This window comes from Micromonospora sp. NPDC048040 (genome assembly GCF_055587185.1).
The window spans coordinates 86,247-106,027 of sequence record NZ_JBVJGT010000020.1; the positions used below are offsets into that span (position 1 = coordinate 86,247).

22 protein-coding genes are annotated in these 19,781 nt (G+C 74.7%); 14 read left to right on the plus strand and 8 right to left on the minus strand.

The features are described from left to right. On the minus strand, positions 1–285 hold the full coding sequence (locus ACZ6O2_RS20255; protein WP_350708314.1) for a hypothetical protein: 285 nt from the start codon (positions 283–285) through the stop codon (positions 1–3). A gap of 186 nt (positions 286–471) precedes the next feature. Beyond that, on the minus strand, positions 472–1,479 hold the full coding sequence (locus tag ACZ6O2_RS20260) for a helix-turn-helix transcriptional regulator (RefSeq protein ID WP_466023898.1): 1,008 nt from the start codon (positions 1,477–1,479) through the stop codon (positions 472–474). Between the two features lie 44 nt (positions 1,480–1,523). On the opposite strand from ACZ6O2_RS20260, the gene ACZ6O2_RS20265 reads away from it, so the two are divergent. Next, entirely contained in the window at positions 1,524–2,003 is a 480-nt protein-coding gene (locus ACZ6O2_RS20265) for a hypothetical protein (RefSeq protein WP_350708318.1), read from the plus strand. After that, positions 2,003–2,464 carry a hypothetical protein gene (locus ACZ6O2_RS20270; protein ID WP_466023899.1) on the plus strand — a complete coding sequence of 154 codons (462 nt, stop codon included), beginning with the start codon at positions 2,003–2,005 and terminating at the stop codon, positions 2,462–2,464. The genes ACZ6O2_RS20265 and ACZ6O2_RS20270 overlap by 1 nt, the downstream gene beginning before the upstream one ends. Before the next feature lie 15 nt (positions 2,465–2,479). On the opposite strand, the gene ACZ6O2_RS20275 is transcribed toward ACZ6O2_RS20270, so the two are convergent. Further along, positions 2,480–3,118 carry a flavin reductase family protein gene (locus ACZ6O2_RS20275; protein ID WP_466023900.1) on the minus strand — a complete coding sequence of 213 codons (639 nt, stop codon included), beginning with the start codon at positions 3,116–3,118 and terminating at the stop codon, positions 2,480–2,482. 130 nt (positions 3,119–3,248) lie between these two features. Next, positions 3,249–3,911, minus strand: a complete 663-nt coding sequence (locus tag ACZ6O2_RS20280; protein ID WP_350708322.1) for a TetR/AcrR family transcriptional regulator — start codon at positions 3,909–3,911, stop codon at positions 3,249–3,251. Positions 3,912–4,032: 121 nt separating this feature from the next. Here ACZ6O2_RS20280 and ACZ6O2_RS20285 point away from each other — a divergent pair, with 121 nt between their 5' ends. Genes ACZ6O2_RS20285 through ACZ6O2_RS20295 form a run of 3 tightly spaced genes read left to right on the plus strand, consistent with a single transcriptional unit; the run spans position 4,033 to position 7,368 of the window. After that, the gene (locus tag ACZ6O2_RS20285; RefSeq protein WP_466023918.1) at positions 4,033–5,511 is read left to right on the plus strand and encodes a flavin-containing monooxygenase; all 1,479 of its coding nucleotides are present in this window, start codon (positions 4,033–4,035) and stop codon (positions 5,509–5,511) included. Next, positions 5,504–6,430: an SDR family NAD(P)-dependent oxidoreductase gene (locus tag ACZ6O2_RS20290; RefSeq protein ID WP_466023901.1), complete on the plus strand. Its 927-nt coding sequence runs from the start codon at positions 5,504–5,506 to the stop codon at positions 6,428–6,430. The genes ACZ6O2_RS20285 and ACZ6O2_RS20290 overlap by 8 nt, the downstream gene beginning before the upstream one ends. Then, the gene (locus ACZ6O2_RS20295; RefSeq protein ID WP_466023902.1) at positions 6,427–7,368 is read left to right on the plus strand and encodes an alpha/beta fold hydrolase; all 942 of its coding nucleotides are present in this window, start codon (positions 6,427–6,429) and stop codon (positions 7,366–7,368) included. The genes ACZ6O2_RS20290 and ACZ6O2_RS20295 overlap by 4 nt, the downstream gene beginning before the upstream one ends. Before the next feature lie 135 nt (positions 7,369–7,503). On the opposite strand, the gene ACZ6O2_RS20300 is transcribed toward ACZ6O2_RS20295, so the two are convergent. Then, on the minus strand, positions 7,504–8,037 hold the full coding sequence (locus ACZ6O2_RS20300) for a TetR/AcrR family transcriptional regulator (RefSeq protein WP_350708327.1): 534 nt from the start codon (positions 8,035–8,037) through the stop codon (positions 7,504–7,506). Positions 8,038–8,185: 148 nt separating this feature from the next. Here ACZ6O2_RS20300 and ACZ6O2_RS20305 point away from each other — a divergent pair, with 148 nt between their 5' ends. The 4 genes from ACZ6O2_RS20305 to ACZ6O2_RS20320 all read left to right on the plus strand — a co-directional run bounded on the left by ACZ6O2_RS20305 (position 8,186) and on the right by ACZ6O2_RS20320 (position 13,047). Continuing rightward, positions 8,186–9,745, plus strand: coding sequence for an MFS transporter (locus ACZ6O2_RS20305; RefSeq protein WP_466023903.1), 1,560 nt, complete (start codon positions 8,186–8,188; stop codon positions 9,743–9,745). 107 nt (positions 9,746–9,852) lie between these two features. Beyond that, the gene (locus tag ACZ6O2_RS20310; protein ID WP_466023904.1) at positions 9,853–10,959 is read left to right on the plus strand and encodes a CapA family protein; all 1,107 of its coding nucleotides are present in this window, start codon (positions 9,853–9,855) and stop codon (positions 10,957–10,959) included. A gap of 124 nt (positions 10,960–11,083) precedes the next feature. Next, positions 11,084–11,746, plus strand: coding sequence for a GntR family transcriptional regulator (locus ACZ6O2_RS20315; protein WP_466023905.1), 663 nt, complete (start codon positions 11,084–11,086; stop codon positions 11,744–11,746). Then, positions 11,743–13,047, plus strand: coding sequence for an MFS transporter (locus ACZ6O2_RS20320; RefSeq protein ID WP_350708335.1), 1,305 nt, complete (start codon positions 11,743–11,745; stop codon positions 13,045–13,047). Before ACZ6O2_RS20315 ends, ACZ6O2_RS20320 begins: the two co-directional genes overlap by 4 nt. A gap of 40 nt (positions 13,048–13,087) precedes the next feature. Here the strand turns inward: ACZ6O2_RS20320 and ACZ6O2_RS20325 are convergent, their stop codons facing one another. Further along, positions 13,088–13,513 carry a hypothetical protein gene (locus ACZ6O2_RS20325; RefSeq protein WP_350708337.1) on the minus strand — a complete coding sequence of 142 codons (426 nt, stop codon included), beginning with the start codon at positions 13,511–13,513 and terminating at the stop codon, positions 13,088–13,090. Positions 13,514–13,704: 191 nt separating this feature from the next. On the opposite strand from ACZ6O2_RS20325, the gene ACZ6O2_RS20330 reads away from it, so the two are divergent. Then, positions 13,705–14,790, plus strand: coding sequence for an S-(hydroxymethyl)mycothiol dehydrogenase (locus tag ACZ6O2_RS20330; protein WP_466023906.1), 1,086 nt, complete (start codon positions 13,705–13,707; stop codon positions 14,788–14,790). Beyond that, entirely contained in the window at positions 14,790–15,419 is a 630-nt protein-coding gene (locus ACZ6O2_RS20335) for an MBL fold metallo-hydrolase (RefSeq protein WP_466023907.1), read from the plus strand. The genes ACZ6O2_RS20330 and ACZ6O2_RS20335 overlap by 1 nt, the downstream gene beginning before the upstream one ends. Positions 15,420–15,531: 112 nt before the next feature. Here the strand turns inward: ACZ6O2_RS20335 and ACZ6O2_RS20340 are convergent, their stop codons facing one another. Together ACZ6O2_RS20340 and ACZ6O2_RS20345 are read right to left on the minus strand one after the other, a co-directional pair. After that, positions 15,532–16,470, minus strand: coding sequence for an anti-sigma factor RsbA family regulatory protein (locus ACZ6O2_RS20340; protein WP_466023908.1), 939 nt, complete (start codon positions 16,468–16,470; stop codon positions 15,532–15,534). Next, positions 16,467–16,649, minus strand: a complete 183-nt coding sequence (locus ACZ6O2_RS20345) for a hypothetical protein (protein ID WP_466023909.1) — start codon at positions 16,647–16,649, stop codon at positions 16,467–16,469. Before ACZ6O2_RS20345 ends, ACZ6O2_RS20340 begins: the two co-directional genes overlap by 4 nt. A 108-nt stretch (positions 16,650–16,757) precedes the next feature. Here ACZ6O2_RS20345 and ACZ6O2_RS20350 point away from each other — a divergent pair, with 108 nt between their 5' ends. From ACZ6O2_RS20350 to ACZ6O2_RS20360, 3 genes are all read left to right on the plus strand, one after another. Further along, entirely contained in the window at positions 16,758–17,234 is a 477-nt protein-coding gene (locus tag ACZ6O2_RS20350) for a VOC family protein (RefSeq protein WP_350708347.1), read from the plus strand. A gap of 183 nt (positions 17,235–17,417) precedes the next feature. Continuing rightward, positions 17,418–18,539 carry a DUF3626 domain-containing protein gene (locus ACZ6O2_RS20355; protein ID WP_466023910.1) on the plus strand — a complete coding sequence of 374 codons (1,122 nt, stop codon included), beginning with the start codon at positions 17,418–17,420 and terminating at the stop codon, positions 18,537–18,539. 327 nt (positions 18,540–18,866) lie between these two features. Next, positions 18,867–19,574, plus strand: coding sequence for a hypothetical protein (locus ACZ6O2_RS20360; protein WP_350708351.1), 708 nt, complete (start codon positions 18,867–18,869; stop codon positions 19,572–19,574). Positions 19,575–19,781 lie beyond the last annotated feature (207 nt).

A 19,781-nucleotide genomic window follows, 5' to 3' on the forward strand; every position in this document is an offset into this window, starting at 1 on the left:
TCAGCGCTCCCCGGTGCTCTCCGGCGGGGCCGACGCCTCCGGTGGTGGGGCGAGGTGCTGCGCGACCTCGGCATGGAAGGCGTCGAACTGGCCGGACGACATCATCACCCGCACCTGGGCGCCGCGCGCCTCCAACTCGGGGATCAGCTCCTCCGGCGCGTACGCCGAGATGCGGTAGCGGTCCGCGCCCAGTGACGCGGCGCTCGGGTCGATCAGGTCGAGCCCGGCCATGCCGCGCAGCCCGCGCAGCACCTCGGCCGTGCCCTCGATCTGGATGAGCCCCACGATCGCCTCCCGGGCCTGCTGACGCGGCGGTCGAAGCCGTCCCCTGCCCACTCAACGACTCCACCGACCGGCAGGCAATACGCCGAGTGGTCGAAGGATCGCCGCAGGGTGTCGGATTGCCGTCGCGGCGGGGCCTGTCGGGCTCCCCGCCGCGCCGTTGTCGGGCCGCCGGGCGCGGTCGGAAGGTCAGGAGGGCGACGACGACACCTCGGGAACGGGGCGCGGGGCGTAGAGGGCGGCGAGGTCGGCGGCGGTGGCGGCGAGCCGCTCGCGCAGCGCGGCCGGGGCCAGCACCTCGACCTCCGCGCCGAGCCGCAGCAGGTCGCCGTGCGCGTGGGTGAGCGACTCGATCGGGATGACGGCCGTCACCCAGCCGGCCTCGTCGGGTGGCCCGGCGGTGGCGTCGACGGCCGCCGCCACCAGCTCGCTGGCGATCTCCCGGAGCCGCTCCCGGCCCCGTGCGGAGAGCCGGACCGTGGCGTCGTCGCGGTGCAGGTGGGCCCGGAACCGCACCACGTGCGCCCGCCACCAGGCGGGCAGGTCGAACCCGGCCGGCCGGGCGAACCCCTCGTCCAGGGTGGTCAGCGACAGGACCTGGTTGACGCGGTAGGTGGCCGGCTCGTCCCGGCCGCGTCGGGCGGCGACCGCGTACCACCGGCCGCCCTTGAGGACCAGCCCGTAGGGCTCCAGCACCCGGTCGACCGCCCCGGCCCAGCTCCGATAGCGCACCGCGATCCGCCGCTGCCGCCAGACCGCCTCGGCCACCTCCGGCAGGTGCGGCGAGGCGTCGCCGTCGGCGTACCAGTTGGGGGTGTCCAGGTGGAACCGTTCCTGGATTCGCGCGGCCCGGTCGGCCAGCTCGGGCGGGAGCGCGGCGTGCAGCTTGAGCTGGAGCGCGGCCACCGCCGCCCCGTAACCCAGCTCCGCGGCGGGCCCGGGCAGGCCGGCGAGGAAGAGTCGCTCCGCCTCCTGCGCGGTCAGCCCGGTCAGCCGCGTACGCCAGCCCTCGACGAGCTGGTAGCCGCCGGCGTGCCCCGCCTCGCCGTAGAGCGGGATGCCAGCCGCGTGCAGCGACTCGACGTCCCGGTAGACGGTGCGGGTGGACACCTCCAGCCGCTCGGCGAGCTGCGCCGCGGTCATCCGCCCGTGGGCCTGGAGCAGCATCATCAGGGAGAGGAGTCGACTGGCCCGCACTCCGCTGACACTAGCTGTCAGTGAAGTGTCCGTACCGTCCCGGCATGGCATTTCGCGACAAGGAACTGCGGGCGCCGGGACCTCTCACGGTCGCCGGCCGTCAACTCAAGCGCTACCACGTCGACCAGCCGGAGCGGCGGATCGAGCCGGAGGTGGAACGGGCCGCGTACGCGGTGCTGCCCCGCCTGCTGCCGGCCCGCGACGGCGACGACACCCCGTCGGCGGGCTGGGTGGTGCTGCACCGGGGCGCCGACACGGGGGCGTACCTGCTGGCGTACAGCTGGGTCTGGGACAACGTGGTCGAGGTGCGCATCGCGGCGGCCGGCCAGCCCGCCCTGAACTGCCCGGACGACGACCCCACCCGCTTCGTCGACCTGGACCGGCCGTGGGCGGGCTGCGTCTGGGAGCTGGGCGTGCTGGAACACGAGCGGGCCGCCTGGGCCCGGCACGTGCTGGCGCCGGAGCGCCCGGACCTCGCCGGCTGGCTCGCCGACACCCGCGCCGAGGGGCCGGTGGGCCGCTGATGGGCGACTTCGACTTCTTCGTCGGCACGTGGGACGTGGCCAACCGGCGCCTGCGCGAGCGGCACGTCGGCAGCGACGACTGGGACGAGTTTCCCGGCGTCTCCGTGGCCCGCGGCTTCTTCGGCGGCGCCGGCAGCTTCGACGAGATCACCTTTCCCACCCGGGGCTTCTCCGGCGCCACCGTGCGGCTCCTCGACCCGGCGGCCGGCACCTGGTCGATCTACTGGATGAACAGCCGGCGCGGGGTGCTGGAGCTGCCGCCGGTGGTGGGCCGGTTCACCGACGGCGTCGGCACGTTCTTCGGCGACGACGTCGACGAGGGCCGGCCGATCCGGTGCCGGTTCGTCTGGTCGGGCGTCACCGCGACCTCCTGCCGCTGGGAGCAGGCGTTCTCCATCGACGGCGGGCGCACCTGGGAGACCAACTGGACGATGGACTTCACCCGGAGGCCGGGCGGCTGACCGGGCCCGGCGGGCTCAACCGGCGGCGACGCCGAGCCGGTGGGGCATGTCCCAGCCCTCGGCGAGCCGGGACGGGTGCACGTTGTGCCCGCCGCCGAAGAACTCGCAGAACTTCATGATCAGCGGGTCCCAGCGCAGCGGGTCCACGTGGCTCGTCCCGGGGATGACCAGTTCCTCCTCGACGTACGCGCGCAGCACCTCGACCTGGAAGGCGGTGGCCCGCACGTCGGCCCCGGCGAAGGGGTGAGCCGCGATCACCCGGCACTCCAGCTGGACCGGGCACTCCGCGACCCGGGGTGCCCGGACCAGCTCCGAGGGCTGCGCGGTCAGCCCGGCCAGGGCGAACTTGTCCGGCTCGTACCGGTAGCCCTGGCGCAGCTTGTACGCCGGCACGTCCGGCCGGCCCGTGGTGAGCGCGATCCGGTCGACCGCGTCGACCATCGCCGAGGACGGCAGGTTGAGCACGCACTCGCGTTCGCGCAGCAGGTTGGCGGTGGTCCGGCCGCTGTCGCCGAGCCCGAGCATGGCCTGCTGCCCCAGCCACCACGCCGACGACATCGGCGCGAGATTCGCCGTGCCGTCCGGGTTGCGCGAGCTGACCAGGACCACCGGAGTTCCGAAGTAGAGCACCTTCAGGCCGGGAACCACGTGCACACGTCCACCTTTCGTCGAGGGCGTGACGGGCGCCGCGCCTCCCGCCCCGACTCTGCACGTTCCCGGCCGGCCGTTGCTGGCGGCGATCGGACGTCGCATTCGACCACCTCAGGAACGCCGCCCGGCGGGGTCAGGCCGGCGGGGGAGCGGTGCTGCGGTAGATCGCGGCCAGCCAGACGTCGAGCAGCACGTCGACCACGTCCCGCTCGGCCACCGCCGGCCCGTCGCCGGCGAACGTGGCGTACCAGACGCGCTCGTTCATCGAGTTGAGCGCGATGGCCAGGTCGCGGGCCGGCACGCCGTCGGGGGCCGCGCCGCGGCGGCGCTCGGCCTCGATCGCGGTCTCGATCGCCTGCACCCAGCGTTCCAGCACGCTCGCCCACAGCCGCCGCACCTCGGCGTTGGTGCCGCGCACCTGGGCGCAGGCCAGCACCACCGCCCGGTGGGCGCCGAACGTCTCGTGGAACCGGTCGATCAGCTCCCGCCAGCGCGCCCGCGGATCCTCGGCCAGCCGCTCCAGCACGTCACCGGCTGCGGCGTCGGCCTCCTCGGTGACCCGGTCCAGCAGCGTCAGCAGCACCGCGTCCTTCGAGGGGAAGTAGAAGTAGAAGGTGGGCCGGGAGATGCCCGCGCCCCGCGCCAGGTCGTCGACGGAGACGTCGGCGACGGCCCGCTGCCGCAGCAGCCGCTCGGCGGTGGCCAGGATGGCCGACTCGCGTTCGTCCCCCGCCGACCGCGCCCCGCGGCGTCCGCGCGCGATGGCGTTCCCGGCGGCCGTACGGGCGGGCGTCATGGCCGACGACTCTACACCGGATCGACACCGTGTCGACGGGACTCGACAGGGTGTTGACTGGCGTCGGCGGCCGTGTCTAGTGTCCGGTGTCACATCCGCGGACGGGGGAGGCGAGACGGCCATCGACCACGTCGACGTGCTCATCGTCGGTGCCGGCCTGTCCGGCGTCGGCGCCGCCTGCCACCTGCGCCGCCACTGTCCGGAGAAGACGTACGCGGTGCTGGAGGCCCGCGACGCGATCGGCGGCACCTGGGACCTGTTCCGCTACCCCGGCGTCCGCTCCGACTCCGACATGTTCACCCTCGGCTACTCGTTCCGGCCGTGGACGGACGCGAAGGCCATCGCCGACGGCGACACCATCCGCGACTACGTCCGCCGGACCGCCCAGGAGTACGGCGTCACCGACCACATCCGCTTCCGGCACCGCGTCGTGCGCGCCGAGTGGGACAGCGGGCGGGCCCGCTGGACGGTGCACGCCCACCGCGACGACACCGCCGAGACGGTCGAGTTGACCTGCTCGTTCCTGTTCACCTGCTCGGGCTACTACCGCTACGACGCCGGCTACGCCCCGCAGTTCCCCGGCACGGAGCGGTACGCGGGGCGGATCGTGCACCCGCAGCACTGGCCCGAGGATCTCGACCACGCCGGCAAGCGGGTGGTGGTGATCGGCAGCGGCGCCACGGCGGTGACCCTGGTGCCCGCGATGGCCGAGCGCGCCGCCCACGTGACCATGCTCCAGCGCTCACCCACGTACGTCATGGCGCTGCCCTCGCGCGACGTCGTCGCCGACGCGCTGCGGCGCTGGCTGCCGGCGAAGGCCGCGTATCCGGTGGTGCGCTGGAAGAACGTCCTGCTCGCCACCGCCAACTTCCAGCTCAGCCGGCGCGCCCCCGCCCTGGTGAGGAAGCTGCTGCTGCGCGCCGCCCGGGGCCGGCTGCCGGCCGGCTACGACGTCGACCGGCACTTCTCGCCCCGCTACGACCCGTGGGACCAGCGGCTGTGCGTGGTGCCCGACGGCGACCTGTTCACCGCGGTGAGCAGGGGCCGGGCGTCGGTGGTCACCGACACCGTCGACACCTTCACCGAGCGGGGCGTCCGGCTCTCCTCCGGCGCGGAGTTGGCGGCCGACGTCGTGGTCACCGCCACCGGGCTCAACCTGCTCGCCCTCGGCGGCATGACCCTGGCCGTGGACGGCGCCGAGGTCGACGTGGCCGGCACCGTCGCCTACAAGGGCATGATGCTCTCCGGGGTGCCGAACTTCGCGATGACCATCGGCTACACCAACGCCTCGTGGACGCTCAAGGCCGACCTGGTGGCCACCTACGTCTGCCGGCTGCTGCGGCACCTGGACCGCACCGGCCAGCAGGTCGTCACCCCGCTGCCGCCCCCCGGCGGCGAGTTGCGGCCCATAATCGACCTGACGGCCGGGTACGTGCTGCGCAGCGTCGACGCCCTGCCGAAGCAGGGCGACCGGGCGCCGTGGCGGCTGTACCAGAACTACCCCCGGGACGTGCTGCTGATGCGGCACGGCCGACTCACCGACTCCGGCGTGCGGTTCTCCCCCGCCGGCACACCGGAAAGGAGGACCGTCCGTGCGTAGGTTCGTCTTCACGGGCGGCACGGCAGTCGTCACGGGCGCCGCCAGCGGGATCGGCGAGGCCCTCGCCCACGGGCTGGCCCGCCGGGGCAGCGACCTGGTGCTGCTCGACCGCGACGCCGGGCGGCTCGACGCCGTGGTCGCGGCCGTCCGCGCCGCGCACCCCGACCGGCAGGTCACCACCTACCTGGTCGACCTGGCGGACGCCGCCGCGACGGCGCGGGTGGCCGAGGAGGTCCGGCAGCGGCATCCGGCGGTCCGGCTGCTGGTCAACAACGCCGGGGTGGCGCTGGGCGGCCGGTTCGACCAGGTGACCCTCGACGAGTTCAGCTGGGTCGTCGACGTCAACTTCCGGGCCGTGGTGCAGCTGACCCACGCCCTGCTGTCCACGCTGCGGGCGGAGCCCGGCGCGCACCTGGTCAACGTCTCCAGCATCTTCGGGGTCATCGCCCCGGCCGGGCAGGCCGCCTACTCGGCCAGCAAGTTCGCCGTCCGCGGCTTCACCGAGGCGCTGCGCCACGAGCTGGCCGACGACGGGATCGGGGTGACCTCCGTGCACCCGGGCGGCATCCGCACCCGGATCGCGCAAAACGCCCGGGTGGGCAGCGGCGTCTCCGTCGAGGAGTTCGAGACGGGCCGCCGGCAGTTCGAGCGGCTGCTCACCATCGATCCCGCCAAGGCCGCCGAGGTGATCCTGCGCGGGGTGGAACGCCGCCGGGGCCGGGTGCTGATCGGCTGGTCGGCGAAGCTGCCCGACCTGCTGGCCCGGGTGGCGCCGGCGTCGTACCACCGGGTCCTGGCGTTCGGGCTCGACCGGGTGGCGGGCGGTCCCGCACGCCGCGCCACGGCCACGCCGTCCGTCCCGGCGCAACGGCGATCCGAGGCGGCCCCCGTGGCCGACCCGGCCGGGGAGCCGGCGTGACCGCCCCGGCCGCGCGCCGGCCCCGGCACGTCACCGTCGACGGCCGGCGGGTGTGCCACCGCGTCGACGGCGACGGGCCCCCGGTGGTGCTGCTGCACGGCATCGGCCGCACCCTGCGCGACTTCACCGAGCTGCACGAGCTGCTCGCCGACCGGTTCCGGGTGCACAGCGTCGACCTGCCCGGCTACGGCGGCTCGCTGCCGATGGTCCAGCCCTGCACCCTGCCGGCGCTCGCCGGCTTCGTCGGCCGCTACCTCGACGCCGTCGGCGTCGACGGGCCCGCGCACGTGGTCGGCAACTCCCTCGGCGGCGCGATCGCCATGCGCCTCGCGGCGTCCGAGCCGGCCAGGGTGGCCAGCCTGACGCTGGTCAACAGCGCCGGCTTCGGCCGGGAGGTGACCATCGCGCTGCGCCTGCTCGCGTTGCGCCCGCTGGGCCGGCTGCTGCTGCGGCCCAGCCGGTGGGCCGCCCGCCGCGCCGAGCTGTCCCTGTTCCACGACCCGGCCTTCGCCACCGCCGAACGCGTCGCGTACGCCCTGGAGGTCGCCCGCCTGCCGTACGCGGCCCGGGTGATGCTGGAGACCGCCCACCACCTCGGCACGTTCCGGGGCGTGAGCGCGCAGTGGCGGGAGGAGCTGCTGTCGGAGGTGGAGCGGCTGGACATCCCCACCTTCGTCGTCTGGGGCGACCGGGACCTGATCCTTCCGGCGTCGCACCTCGACGCCGCCCGGGCGCGGCTGCCCAGGGCCCGCACCCACCTGTTCCGGAACTGCGGGCACATGCCGCAGATCGAGTGCGCCGAGGAGTTCCACCGCCTGCTCGTCGACTTCTGGTCCACGGCGGGAACGGACGCCGCCGTAGCGTCCGGCGACCACGCCCGGCCCGTGGGCGCGGTCCCGCCCGCCGGAGACCGGCCGGCGGTCGCGGAGGCGGGCTGACGGCCCGGCCCGGGGCGGACAGGCCCGCCCGTCCCGGGCGCCTCGACGGCGTCGTGGTGCAGGCCGTCCGCCGCTAGGGCGGGCGTGCTCGGCCACCCGCGGTGTCGGCAGGAATCGGTGCGGCGGTGCTCCGGCTCACAGGTCTGCGAGGGGCCCTTCCTGGCGGCTGAGGGCCAGCAGCAGTTGCCGTGTGCGTCGCAGTTCCTCGGGGTCGGTGCCGCCTTCGTACAGGCCCGCGGTCGCTACCCCGTCCGCGGCGCGGACGATGAGCAGGGCTCGTTGCGGGTGCAGCCCGTCGGCGTCGAATGCCTCGTTCCACCGTTGCTTGTCGCGTTGCAGCACCTCGGCGACGCCGGGGACGGTGGACAGGGCGGCGGCCAGCACGACCTGCTCGGGGACACTGGTTCCGTCGATCAGGTCGTCGAAGGTGGCGTTGACGTAGCCGCGCACCAGGCGCCCGGGAGCGTGGTCCCGCGGGTCGACCGCCGCGTGCACCGCGGCGGCGAACTGCTCGGCGAGGTCCTCGGCCAGGGCGAGGAGCAACTGGTCGCGGGAGCGGAAGTGGTGCAGCAGGCCGCCCTTGGAGACCCCGGCCTGCCGGGCGATTGCGTCCACGCTGGCGCCGGACCCGTGCGTGCCGACGACCTTCGCCGCGGCGTCCAGCACCATCCTGCGGGTTCTGACGGTGTCGCGTTCTCGACCTCGCACCACGTCTCCCTGCTCGTCCCGGCGGCGAAACGGCTGTCGCCGCTGTGCCGATCCTACGAGCCGACCATACGGTTTGCTCAGCAGACCAAATGGTCGGTAACGTGGGAGCATGACGTCCGCGATGCCCTCTCCGCCGGTCGGCGCCACTCCCGCCGGGCCGGACACGCCCGCGCGCCTGGCCCGCGCCGGAGCGCGGCAGTGGGCCGCGCTGGCGGCGCTGACCCTGGCGGTGACCCTGCTGGCCGTCGACGGCACCGTGTTGGCGCTGGCGATGCCGGCCTTGACCGCCGACCTGGGCGCCACCTCTGCCGAGGTGCTGTGGATCGGTGACGTCTATTCCTTCGCCCTGGCCGGCCTGCTGATCAGCATGGGCACCCTGGCCGACCGCATCGGCCGCAAGCGGCTGCTGCTGTTCGGCGTCGCCGGTTTCGGCGCCGCCTCGCTGCTGGCGGCCTTCGCGCCGACCGCGGGCTGGCTGATCGCCGCCCGCGTTCTGCTCGGCGTGGCGGGCGCGACGTTGATGCCCTCGACCCTGTCGCTCGTGCGCAACCTGTTCACCGACCCGGCCCAGCGCACCCGCGCGATCGCGGTGTGGTCGGCCGGCGCCGCCGGTGGCGCGGCCCTGGGCCCGCTGGTCGGTGGTGCTCTGCTGGAGCACTACTGGTGGGGGTCGGTGTTCGTCATCAACCTGCCGATCATGCTGTTGGTGCTGATCAGCGTCGCGCGGCTGGTGCCCGAATCGCGCAACCCCGACCCCGGACGCTTCGACCTGCTCGGCGCCGCGCTGTCGGTCGCTGCGATCGTGCCGCCGGTGTGGGCGGTCAAGCACATCGCCAAGACCGGCGTCGACCCGGCCGGCCTGCTCGCCGCCGCGCTCGGCGTGGGCGCCGCGGTGGTGTTCGTGCGCCGCCAGCGCACCCTGCGCGCGCCGCTGGTGGACGTCACCCTCTTCGCCCGGCGCGCGTTCACCGGCACCGTCCTCGCCTCGCTGGTCGCGATCTTCGCCTTCAGCGGGCTGCTGTTCTTCTTCTCGCAGTACCTGCAGCTGGTCCGCGGCTACTCGCCCCTGCAGGCCGGGCTGCGGGAGCTGCCCGCCACCCTGGCCTCCATCGCCGTGGCCGTCGTCGCCGTCCGCGTCATCACCCGGCTCGGCGTGGGTCGCGCCCTCGCCGCCTCCCTGCTCGTGACCGCGGCGGGCCTGGGGGTGCTGGCAGTGGCCGAGGGTGCCACCGGATACACCGGCCTGGCCGTGGGGCTCGTCGTGATCGGGCTGGGGATCGGGATCGCGTTCACCGCCTCCACCGACGCGATCCTGAGCACGGTGTCCCGCGAACGCGCCGGCGCCGCCTCGGCGATCTCGGAGATGTCCTACGAGCTGGGCGTCGCGCTGGGCATCGCCCTGCTCGGCACCCTGCACACCGTGCTGTACCGCGCCGGCCTGCCCGACCTGTCCGCACTCGGGGAATCCACCCGCGAGGCCGTTACCGAGTCGCTGGCCGCCGGCACTCCGGCGCTGGCCGGCACCGGCGAGCAGGGCAGCCTGATCCTGGCCGCCGCCCGCGACGCCTTCGCCCACGGCATGCAGATCACCTCGCTCGTCGCCGCGGCCCTGCTCCTCCTGGCCGCCCTGACCGCGTGGAAGATCATTCCCTCCGGCCGGCGCCCCTGAGTCCGCGACACCGGCTGTTCGGGTACCGGTGAGAAACGTCCACCGTCGGCTGTCGATCGCCGGCCGGCGACAGGTGAGTGCAGGGCCCCGCGGGGAAGGCAGACGGGATGTCCGACGTGACCCTCTTCCTCGGCGGCGACGTGATGACCGGCCGGGGCGTGGACGCGATCCTGCCCGCACCGGGTCCGCCCGAGCTGCGTGAACCCGCCGTCCGGGACGCGCGGGACTACGTCGGCCTGGCCGAGGCCGCCGCCGGCCCGGTCCCGCGCCCGGCGCCGCCGGCCTGGCCGTGGGGCGAGGCGCTCGACCTGCTCGACGCGCTGCGGCCGGACGTGCGGGTGGTCAACCTGGAGACGGCGGTGACGGGCCGGGGCGCACACGCCCCGGCCAAGGCGATCCACTACCGGATGCACCCGGCGAACCTGCCCTGCCTTGCCGCGGCCCGGCTCGACGTCTGCGCGCTGGCCAACAACCACACCCTCGACTTCGGCGAGGTCGGCCTCACCGACACCCTCGACGCGCTGGCCGACACGGGCATCGTCACCGCCGGCGCCGGCCGCGACGAGGCGTCGGCCTGGGCGCCCGCCCGGGTGCCGCTCGCCGCGGGCCGCCGCCTGCTGGTCTGGTCGGTGGCCGCCCCGTCCAGCGGCGTGCCCCCGCCCTGGGCGGCCACCGCCGACGCGCCCGGGGTGGCGTACCTGCCGGAGGTCTCCGCCGCGTCGGCCGACGCGCTGGCCGGCCGGATCGCCGCCGTGGCCGGCCCGGGAGACCGGGTGCTGGTCTCCGTGCACTGGGGCTCCAACTGGGGGTACGACGTGCCGCCCGAGCACGTCGACTTCGCCCACCGGCTGGTCGACGCGGGGGTGGACGTGGTGCACGGGCACTCGTCGCACCACCCGCGACCGGTCGAGGTGTACCGCGACCGGCTGGTCCTCTACGGCTGCGGTGACCTGGTCGACGACTACGAGGGGATCGGCGGGCAGGAGGCGTACCGGCCGGAGCTGCGGCTGCTCTGGCTGCCCACCCTCGACGCGGCGACCGGGGCGCTGCGTCGGCTGCGGGCGGCCCCGGTGCGGATGCGCCGGATGCGGCTGGAGCGGGCCGCGCCCGGGGACGCCCGCTGGCTCGCGGACCTGCTGGGCGGCTTCGGCCCGCCGTTCGTCTCCGGGTTCGACATGGACCCCGACGGGCTGCTGGCCCTCCACCCGCGCTGACGGCCCGCCCGACGGGGGCCCGCGCCGACCGCCCGGCCTGCCCGTTGCCCGCGCCGACCGTGGCGTGCGCCACCCGGAGGGCGGGCGATCGATCGCGTCGATGCCAGGGGCGCATCATAGATACATGACGCATCCCTCTCCGTCCGGGCGGGTCGCCGCGCCGTCGGCCGCCGAACGCGCCTACCGCCACCTCAAGCGGGCGATCCTGGAGCAGATCCACCCGGGCGGTTCGCTGGTCAGCGAGGGGGAGATCGCCGAGGCCGCCGGCGTGTCCCGCACGCCGGTCCGGGAGGCGCTGCTGCGCCTGGAGGCCGAGGGGCTGGTCAAGCTCTACCCCAAGCGGGGCGCGCTGATCCGTCCGGTCTCGGCCCGGGAGATCACCGACGTGATCGAGGCGCGGCGACTGGTCGAGCTGCACGCCGCCGAGCGGATCTGGCCCCGCCGGGCGGCGCTGCGGGAGGGGCTCGCCGCCCGGCTGGCCGAGATGCGCGCCGCGCACGCCGCCGGTGACGTGACCACGCTGATGGAGGCCGACCGCGCCTTCCACGCCATCGTGGTCGACGCGGCCGGCAACGAGATCCTCGCCGAGCTGTACCAGCGGCTGCGCGACCGGCAGCTGCGGATGGGGGAGGCCAGCTTCCGGCTCTCGCCCGGCTGGGCCGAGACGGCACTGGCCGAGCACGCCGCCCAGCTCGCCGCGCTCGACTCCGACGACCCCGGGTCCTGGCTCGCCGCCGTCGCCGCGCACATCGACAAGGCCGCGGACGTGCTGCGGACGCTGCCGTGACCGTCCTGACCACCCCGGCGCCCGCGCCGGTCGCGCCGCGCCGTGCCGCCGCGCTGGTCTGGGGCGTGGCGGTGAGCGCGTACGTGGCCGCAGTGTTCCACCGCAGCTCGCTGGGCGTCACCGGGGTCGACGCGGCGCACCGCTTCGAGATCAACTCCTCGGTGCTGGCCACCTTCTCCGTCGCCCAGCTCGCCGTGTACGCGCTGATGCAGGTGCCGGTCGGCGTGCTGCTCGACCGGTTCGGCTCCCGGCGGCTGCTCATCGCCGGCGGCGCGCTGATGGTCGCCGGGCAGGTCTGCTTCGCCCTCGCCACCGACGTGCGCCTCGCCGTGGCCGCCCGCGTCCTGGTCGGGCTCGGCGACGCGATGACCTTCATCAGCGTGCTGCGGATCGTGGCGTTCTGGTTCCCGGGGCGACGCAACCCGATGATGACCCAGCTCACCGGGACGCTCGGGCAGCTCGGGGCGATCCTCGGCGCCGTACCGCTGGTGGCGCTGCTGCACCGGGCCGGCTGGACTCCCGCCTTCCTCGCCGTCGCGGCGGTGGGGGCGACGGTGCTCCTGATGATCGTGGTTGCCGTCCGGGACACCCCGCACGGGGAGACCGCCCCCGGCCCGGCACCCGACCTCGCCGCCGTGCGCCGGAAGCTGCGGGCCGCCTGGGCCGAGCCGGGCACCCGGCTGGGCCTCTGGACGCACTTCGTCACCCAGTTCTCCGGCTCCGTGTTCGCCCTGCTCTGGGGGTACCCGTTCCTGGTGCAGGGACAGGGACTCAGCCCGACGGCCGCCGCGTCGCTGCTCACCCTGATGACCGTCGCCATGTTCCTGACCGGGCCGGTGATCGCGCACCTGTGCGCCCGGCACCCGTTCCACCGGTCGGTGCTGGTCTTCGTGATCACCGGCGCCACCGCCGCGGTCTGGGCCGTCGTGCTGGCCTGGCCGGGACGCGCGCCGGGCTGGCTGCTGGTCACGCTGGTGCTGGTGCTGGCCGTCAACGGTCCCGGCTCCATGATCGGCTTCGACTACGCGCGCACCGCCAACCCGGTCAACCGGATCGGCAGCGCCAGCGGCGTGGTCAACGTCGGGGGCTTCCTCGCCTCCATCGTGCTGGTGCTGGCCGTCGGCGTGGTGCTCGACCTGGCCACGCCGGCCGGTCGGGCCGCCCCGGACCTGGCCGCCTTCCGCTGGGCCTTCGCCGTTCAGTACGCCCTCTGGGCGCTCGGCGCGGTGCAGGTCCTGCGCTACCGCAACGCCGCCCGCCGGGAGGCCGCCGCGCGGGCGCGTACCCCGGCCACGCCCTGAGTCCGGCGCGGCCGGGCCCGGCGCCGGGCCCCGGCCCGCCTCACCGTCGGCGGAGCCGGCGGCGGAGGGTCAGGTCGTCGAGCACCAGGGTCAGGCCGGCCCCGAGCAGCCAGACGTCCTTGGCCAGGCCGATGCCCTGCTGGGTGGGCTTCAGGCTGCCGGGCTCGCGCATCCCCGGCGTCTTGAGGTAGAGCTGCACCAGACCCGCGCCGAACGCGGCCAGCCCCAGCCCCGCGAGCGCCGACGGGACGAACGGCGCGAGCAGCGCCGCGCCCAGGGCGACCTCGGCCCGGGAGAGCAGCCGGGCGAACCGGTTCGGATCGAGCTGCCCGAGCTGCGGGATGGCGCCGACGGCCATCCCGTGCATGCCCTGCGCGGCCTCCCCCTCCAGGCTCCGCTTGCCGAGGCCGGAGTTGAGGATGAACGCGCCGGTGCTGACCCGCAGCGGCAGATGACTGACCTTCATGGCGCACTCCCGTCCCACCGTCGAACCGTGCCTCCGCCTACCCCGCCCACGAGGCGATAACCGCCCGACCTGGCGTTGGGACGACGGATGATCAGCGGTAGCGTCGCCGAGAGGACGTCACCCCACGGTGCCGTCGCAGCGCACCCTGGATGACGGCGGCGCGGCGCGCCGGCGTGGAGCAGGAGGAAATCGTGAGCCAACAGGTCAGGGGAGTCATCTCCCGCAGCAAGGGCGCGCCGGTCGAGGTGACGACGATCGTGGTGCCGGACCCGGGGCCCGGCGAGGCGGTCGTGCGGATCCTGTCCTGCGGGGTCTGCCACACCGACCTGCACTACCGCGAGGGCGGCATCAACGACGACTACCCGTTCCTGCTCGGGCACGAGGCCGCCGGCATCGTCGAGGAGGTCGGGGCCGGCGTCGACAGCGTCGCGCCCGGCGACTTCGTGGTGCTCAACTGGCGGGCCGTCTGCGGGGTGTGCCGCGCCTGCCGCCGGGGCCGACCGTGGTACTGCTTCGCCACCCACAACGCGTCCCAGAAGATGACCCTGACCGACGGCACCGAACTCGCCCCGGCACTCGGCATCGGCGCCTTCGCCGAGAAGACGCTGGTCCACGCCGGCCAGTGCACGAAGGTGGACCCGGCCGCCCGGCCCGCCGCCGTCGGGCTGCTCGGTTGCGGCGTGATGGCCGGTCTCGGCGCCGCCATGAACACCGGCGGGGTCACCCGGGGCGACTCGGTGGCCGTGATCGGCTGTGGCGGCGTCGGGGACGCGGCGGTCGCCGGCGCGGCGCTGGCCGGCGCGACGACGATCATCGCGGTGGACACCGACCCCCGCAAGCTCGACTGGGCCCGCAGGTTCGGCGCCACGCACACCGTGAACGCCCGCGAGGACGACGTGGTCGAGGCGATCCGCGCCGCGACCGGCGGCTTCGGTGCCGACGTGGTGATCGACGCGGTGGGCCGCCCGGAGACCTGGAAGCAGGCCTTCTACGCCCGCGACCTGGCCGGCACGGTGGTGCTGGTGGGCGTGCCGACGCCGGAGATGACGGTCAACGTGCCGCTGCTGGACGTGTTCGGCCGCGGGGGCTCGCTGAAGTCGAGCTGGTACGGCGACTGCCTGCCCAGCCGGGACTTCCCGATGCTCACCGAGCTCTACCTGCAGGGCCGCCTCGACCTGGACGCGTTCGTCACCGAGGAGATCGCGCTGGACGGGGTCGAGGAGGCGTTCGCCCGGATGCACCGAGGCGACGTGCTCCGCTCGGTGGTGGTCCTCTGATGGCGGCCCGCATCGACCACGCCGTCACCTCCGGCACGTTCTCCCTCGACGGCCAGACCTTCGACGTGGACAACAACGTCTGGATCGTCGGCGACGACACCGAGTGCGTCGTCGTCGACGCCCCGCACGACGTCGACGCGATCCTGGCAGCCGTCGGCGACCGGCGGGTACGCGCCGTCCTCGCCACCCACGCCCACGACGACCACGTCCGGGTGGCCCCGGCGCTGGCCCGGGCCACCGGCGCGCCGGTGCTGCTGCACCCCGCCGACCGGGTGCTGTGGGACATGGTGCACCCGGACGAGGCGCCGGGCGGGGAGCTGCGCGACGGGCAGACCGTCGAGGTGGCCGGGGTCGCGCTGACCGTCCTGCACACCCCCGGCCACAGCCCCGGCGCGTGCAGCTTCCACGCCCCGGCGCTCGGCGTGGTGTTCACCGGCGACACGCTCTTCGCCGGCGGGCCCGGCGCCACGGGGCGCTCGTACAGCGACTTCGGCACGATCGTCGCCTCGATCCGGGACCGGCTGCTCATCCTGCCGCCCGAGACGGTGGTGCACACCGGGCACGGCGACAGCACCACCGTCGGCGCGGAGGCCCCGCACCTGGACGAGTGGCTGGCCCGAGGGCACTGAGCGCGCGGGCCGGCGGGCCGGCCACGGTCGGCCCGTCGCCCGGACCGGACCCGCCGGCCCGGTCCGGGCGACGCGGCCCACCCGGCGGGCGGGGGAGGAGCGTCGGCGCCGGTCAGAGCGGGCGGCGGATGTGCAGGCGGACCGTCGTGCCGACGGCGGTGCTGTACACCCGGACCAGGTCGCAGAGCGCCTGCACGATCACCAGGCCTCGACCGCCGACGCCGTCCTTCGCCGGAGTCAACCGGCCGGCCAGCGGGTCGGCCAGCCGGCCGTCGTCGTGGATCTCGCAGACCAGGTGCTCGGCGGTCCGCCAGACCCGCAGCACGCCCGCGCCCCCGGCGTGCGCGATGCTGTTCGTGGCCAGCTCGGTCACCGCGATCTGCAGGTCGGCCACCCGGTCCTCGTCCAGCCCGGCGACCTGGCCGTGGCCGGCGACGAACGCGCGCACGGCGGGCAGGCTGTCGACCTGGTAGGCCAGTGCCGCGACCGGTTCCGCCGGTGCCGGCAACGGGATGTTGTAGCGGGCGACCACCTCCGACGGGGCGTACGCCCCGCTCGACCGCCGCCCCGCGTCGTCGACGAGCACCGGGTGCGTGGCGCGCGCGTCGGCCAGCACGTCGTCGTCGAGGCCCGCCACGTCGTACGGGCAGAGGATGGTGGCGTCACGGCCGGCGAACGCCATGTTGATCAGCGCTTCGTGCTGGGCGCAGGCCGGATACTCGGTGTCGCTGCGCCCGGCCCAGATCGGCTCGCCGATGATCCGCACGCGCCGGCCGGCGTGCTCGTCGATGAACGCCTGCAACACCCACGGGATGATCCGCCCCGGGTTCCGGCCGGCCTCGGTCATGTCCGCCCAGCGCACGCCGTCCATCGCGCCGACCGCGGCGCGGACCAGCCACAGGTTGGCGCCGGGCATCGCGACCAGCACCGGTTCTGCGGCGGCCAACCCGCCGGTGATGAACGGCACCGTGCCCGCCAACAGCTCGTCCGGGTCGCGGTAGAAGAGGCCCTCGTGCACGAAATCGCCCGCTGTGCCGCCCGGCCCGGTCATGCCGCCGGTCCCACCGGGGACGGGCCCGACGTGTCCAGGGAGTCGGCCGCGGCCCGACCGTGGCGGGGACCGGGAGTGACGAAGCGGCCGACGGCGGCGAGCGCGTCGGTCTCGTCGTCGTCGGCCCACCAGACGTGGTCCCCCAGGGCGGCCTGGTCGACCACCGCACCAACAGTCAATTCCCTGCCTTCCGGTCGGCGTTCCCACTGTAATCCCCGGTTTCGGTACCGACCCAGCGGGTGAACCGTAGGCGCCCGGCGCACCGTGACCGACTAGGCTCTGCCGGCATGACGACGGACGACGCCGGCCGCCCACCCGCCGTACGCCAGCTTCGTCTGGTCGTGGAGGCCGAGGACTACGAGGCGGCGGTCGTGTTCTTCCGTGACGCGTTGGGCCTGCCCGAGCAGGCCGCCTTCACGGGGGAGGGCGACGCGCGGGTGGTGATCCTCGACGCCGGCCGGGCGACGCTGGAGATCGCCAACCCGGCGCAGAAGCGGATGATCGACGAGGTCGAGGTCGGGCGGCAGGTCGCCCCCAAGATCAGGGTGGCGTTCGAGGTGGACGACAGCCGGTCCGCCACCCGCCGCCTGGTCTCCGCCGGCGCCACCGAGATCGCCCCGCCGACCGTGACCCCGTGGCAGTCGCTCAACTCGCGCCTCGACGCCCCGGCCGGCCTGCAGATCACGCTCTTCCAGGAACTGCTCGGCGCGGACGAGCGGGCGACCCTCGACGGCTTCGGCACCGACCGGGCGCGCGAGGAGTAACCGAAAAGGACTCCTCGGTCCGTTCGGAGCGTGGCCGGCAACGACGGCGCGGGCGGAAGGGCGGAACCGGAATCGGCCGGGGCCGGCAGGTCGGTGACCGGCTGCCGCCGCCGCACGACGCTGCTCCGGCCGGCACCGAAATTCGGGTGCGTCGCGGCCCGCGCGCGGGAAGTATTCGCAGCCGTGCACCCCACCGTCGGCCCGGCCGCCGTCGACGCGGCACTGACCCCCGCCCAGCGCGCGGCGATCGGGCACGTCCGCGCGACGGCGCTACGCGACCGCCCCGCAGCCCTGGCCGCCATCGCCCGCGCACTCGCGGGCTCGGGCGTGACCCACCGGCCGGAGCGCCTGATCGCCGCGGTCGGCCGGCACGGTCGCCTCACCCTCAACTTCCACCCGGACCGGCTGAGCGCCGACGGGCGTACGGTCGCGTCGGCCCTCGCCGCCGAGGGCGTCTACCGCAGCCAGTTCGAGACCGGCATCTCCAACGGCGGGCTGACCGCCTTCCCCGGGGGCGACCGGGACCGCTGGGAGGAGACCCTCTTCGGCGGCGCCTACCAGGTGCCCGGCGTACCCCCGACGGACCGGCCGAAGTACGGCGGCCTGAACCTGCTCGACCACCCGGACGGTGCCAGCCCCCGGTTCGGCTCCTGCCACCTGCGGCTGCGCCCCGAGGTGCTCGCCCGGGCGACGTTCTGCTTCGGCGACAGTCACCTGGGCCCCCGCGACCTGGGCACCGTCGACGTCTTCGAGCCGGTGCTGGCGGCCCTGCTCGCGGCGACCGACGGCACCGGGGTCACCCTGGGCGTGCCGGGGGACGTGGTGGCCCTGGTCCGGGCGCTGCTGCGCCGCCGCGAGGACGCCGCCTGGGCCGCCGGCGCCGCGGGTCGCGCCCTCGACGACTACATCGAGGCCCAGATCCACGGGGAGTTGAGCCTGGCCCGGGACGTGGAGGCGGTGGTCCTGGACCCGTCCTTCCGGGGCACCGAGGCCGGCGAGACCCTCGACGCGCTGGCCCGTCGGCACGGCGTCGCCCTGCACTGGCACGCCGGCTTCGCGCTTCCCGTCGACCGGATCGACCCCGACTTCCGGGGGCCGGCCATCCCCCCGCTGGCCGCCCGGGTGCATGCCGAGTTCGCCCGGCCGGGCGAACTGGTCGACGCCGCCCTGATCGGGCGCGCGGCGGTCTCCGTGGTCACCGAGCCGTCCCGCTGGGCCGACCGGGGGCCGGCCGAGGTCACCCTCCAGCACCTCAAGCAGCTCTGGCACGTCCTCGTCCGGTTCGGCGCGCCCCACGCCGCCTGAGCCGGTCCGGTCCGGCACCGTGCCAGCCCTCACCGGTCCGGCCTCGCGGTGAGCGTGTCCCGGCTGTCCCGGCCCGGACTCGGCCGGCCTGGGTCGATCGTCCGGTTCATCCTTTCCGCGCGTCGACGCAGGGGAATGTGCTCGCCCGTCCCACGTGTCGAGTGACGGGGACCGCAGCACGCCACCACCGGCTCATATCCGGAATGCCCGACAGGTCAAGCTGGTTGTGTCCCCCGTACCGCCGGAACCGAAACCTCCTCCGGCGCGGAAGTTCCCCCGAGGAGCGCTCAGCACGGAGCGCTTCGCCTGACCGAAAGGGCAACCATCGTGAAGTACGACTTCACTCGGTGGCTCCCGGCCATCGCGAAGGACTCGAAGGACTCGAACCGCAAGATCGCGCTGAGCGTCGTGGGTGTCGCCGCCCTCGGCGGCCTGGCATTCGGGCCGACAGCCGTGGCCGCACCTGTCACCAGCACGCCGCACGAGGGCGCCGTGGCCGCGATCGAGCAGGCCACCGGCCAGGGCAAGTCGGCCCCCACCGAGGAGTCGGCCCTGACCACCGGCGGCGAGACGGCCAAGCCGGTCGCCGACAAGCCCGCCCGGGACGAGCTGATCCCGCACGGCGTGCAGGGCGCCCAGTCGCGCATCCCGCTCGACGACGCGCAGCTCGCCAACGCCAAGGCCATCATCGAGGAGGCCAAGGAGACCGGCGTGGGTGAGCGGGGCGCCGTCATCGGCATCGCGACGTCGCTGCAGGAGTCGAAGCTCTACAACCTCGGCCACCTGGGCGCGTACAACGACCACGACTCGCAGGGCCTGTTCCAGCAGCGCCCGTCGTCGGGTTGGGGTTCGCCCGACCAGATCACCGACCCCGAGTACGCCTCGCGGGCGTTCTTCGAGGCGCTCAAGAACGTCGGCGGCTGGCAGGACCTGCCGCTGACCTCCGCCGCACAGACGGTGCAGGTCTCGGCCTACCCGTTCGCGTACGCGCAGTGGGAGGAGCAGGCGGCGGACATCGTCGCCCAGCTCTGGTGACGACCGTGTGACAACCGCATGACCCGACCGGCCGGTCCCGATTTCAGGGGGCCGGCCGGTTGTGTCTGCGGCGGCGCGTTCTTCCGGCGCTGTGCCTTCCTTGGTTGGGGTGGGGTGTTGTCTTGCCGTGCGGTCGTGGTGGGGGTGTGGCCCGCCGTGCCCGGCTCCGGGCGGTCAGGCTTGATCCCTGCGCCGGGCACGGCGGGC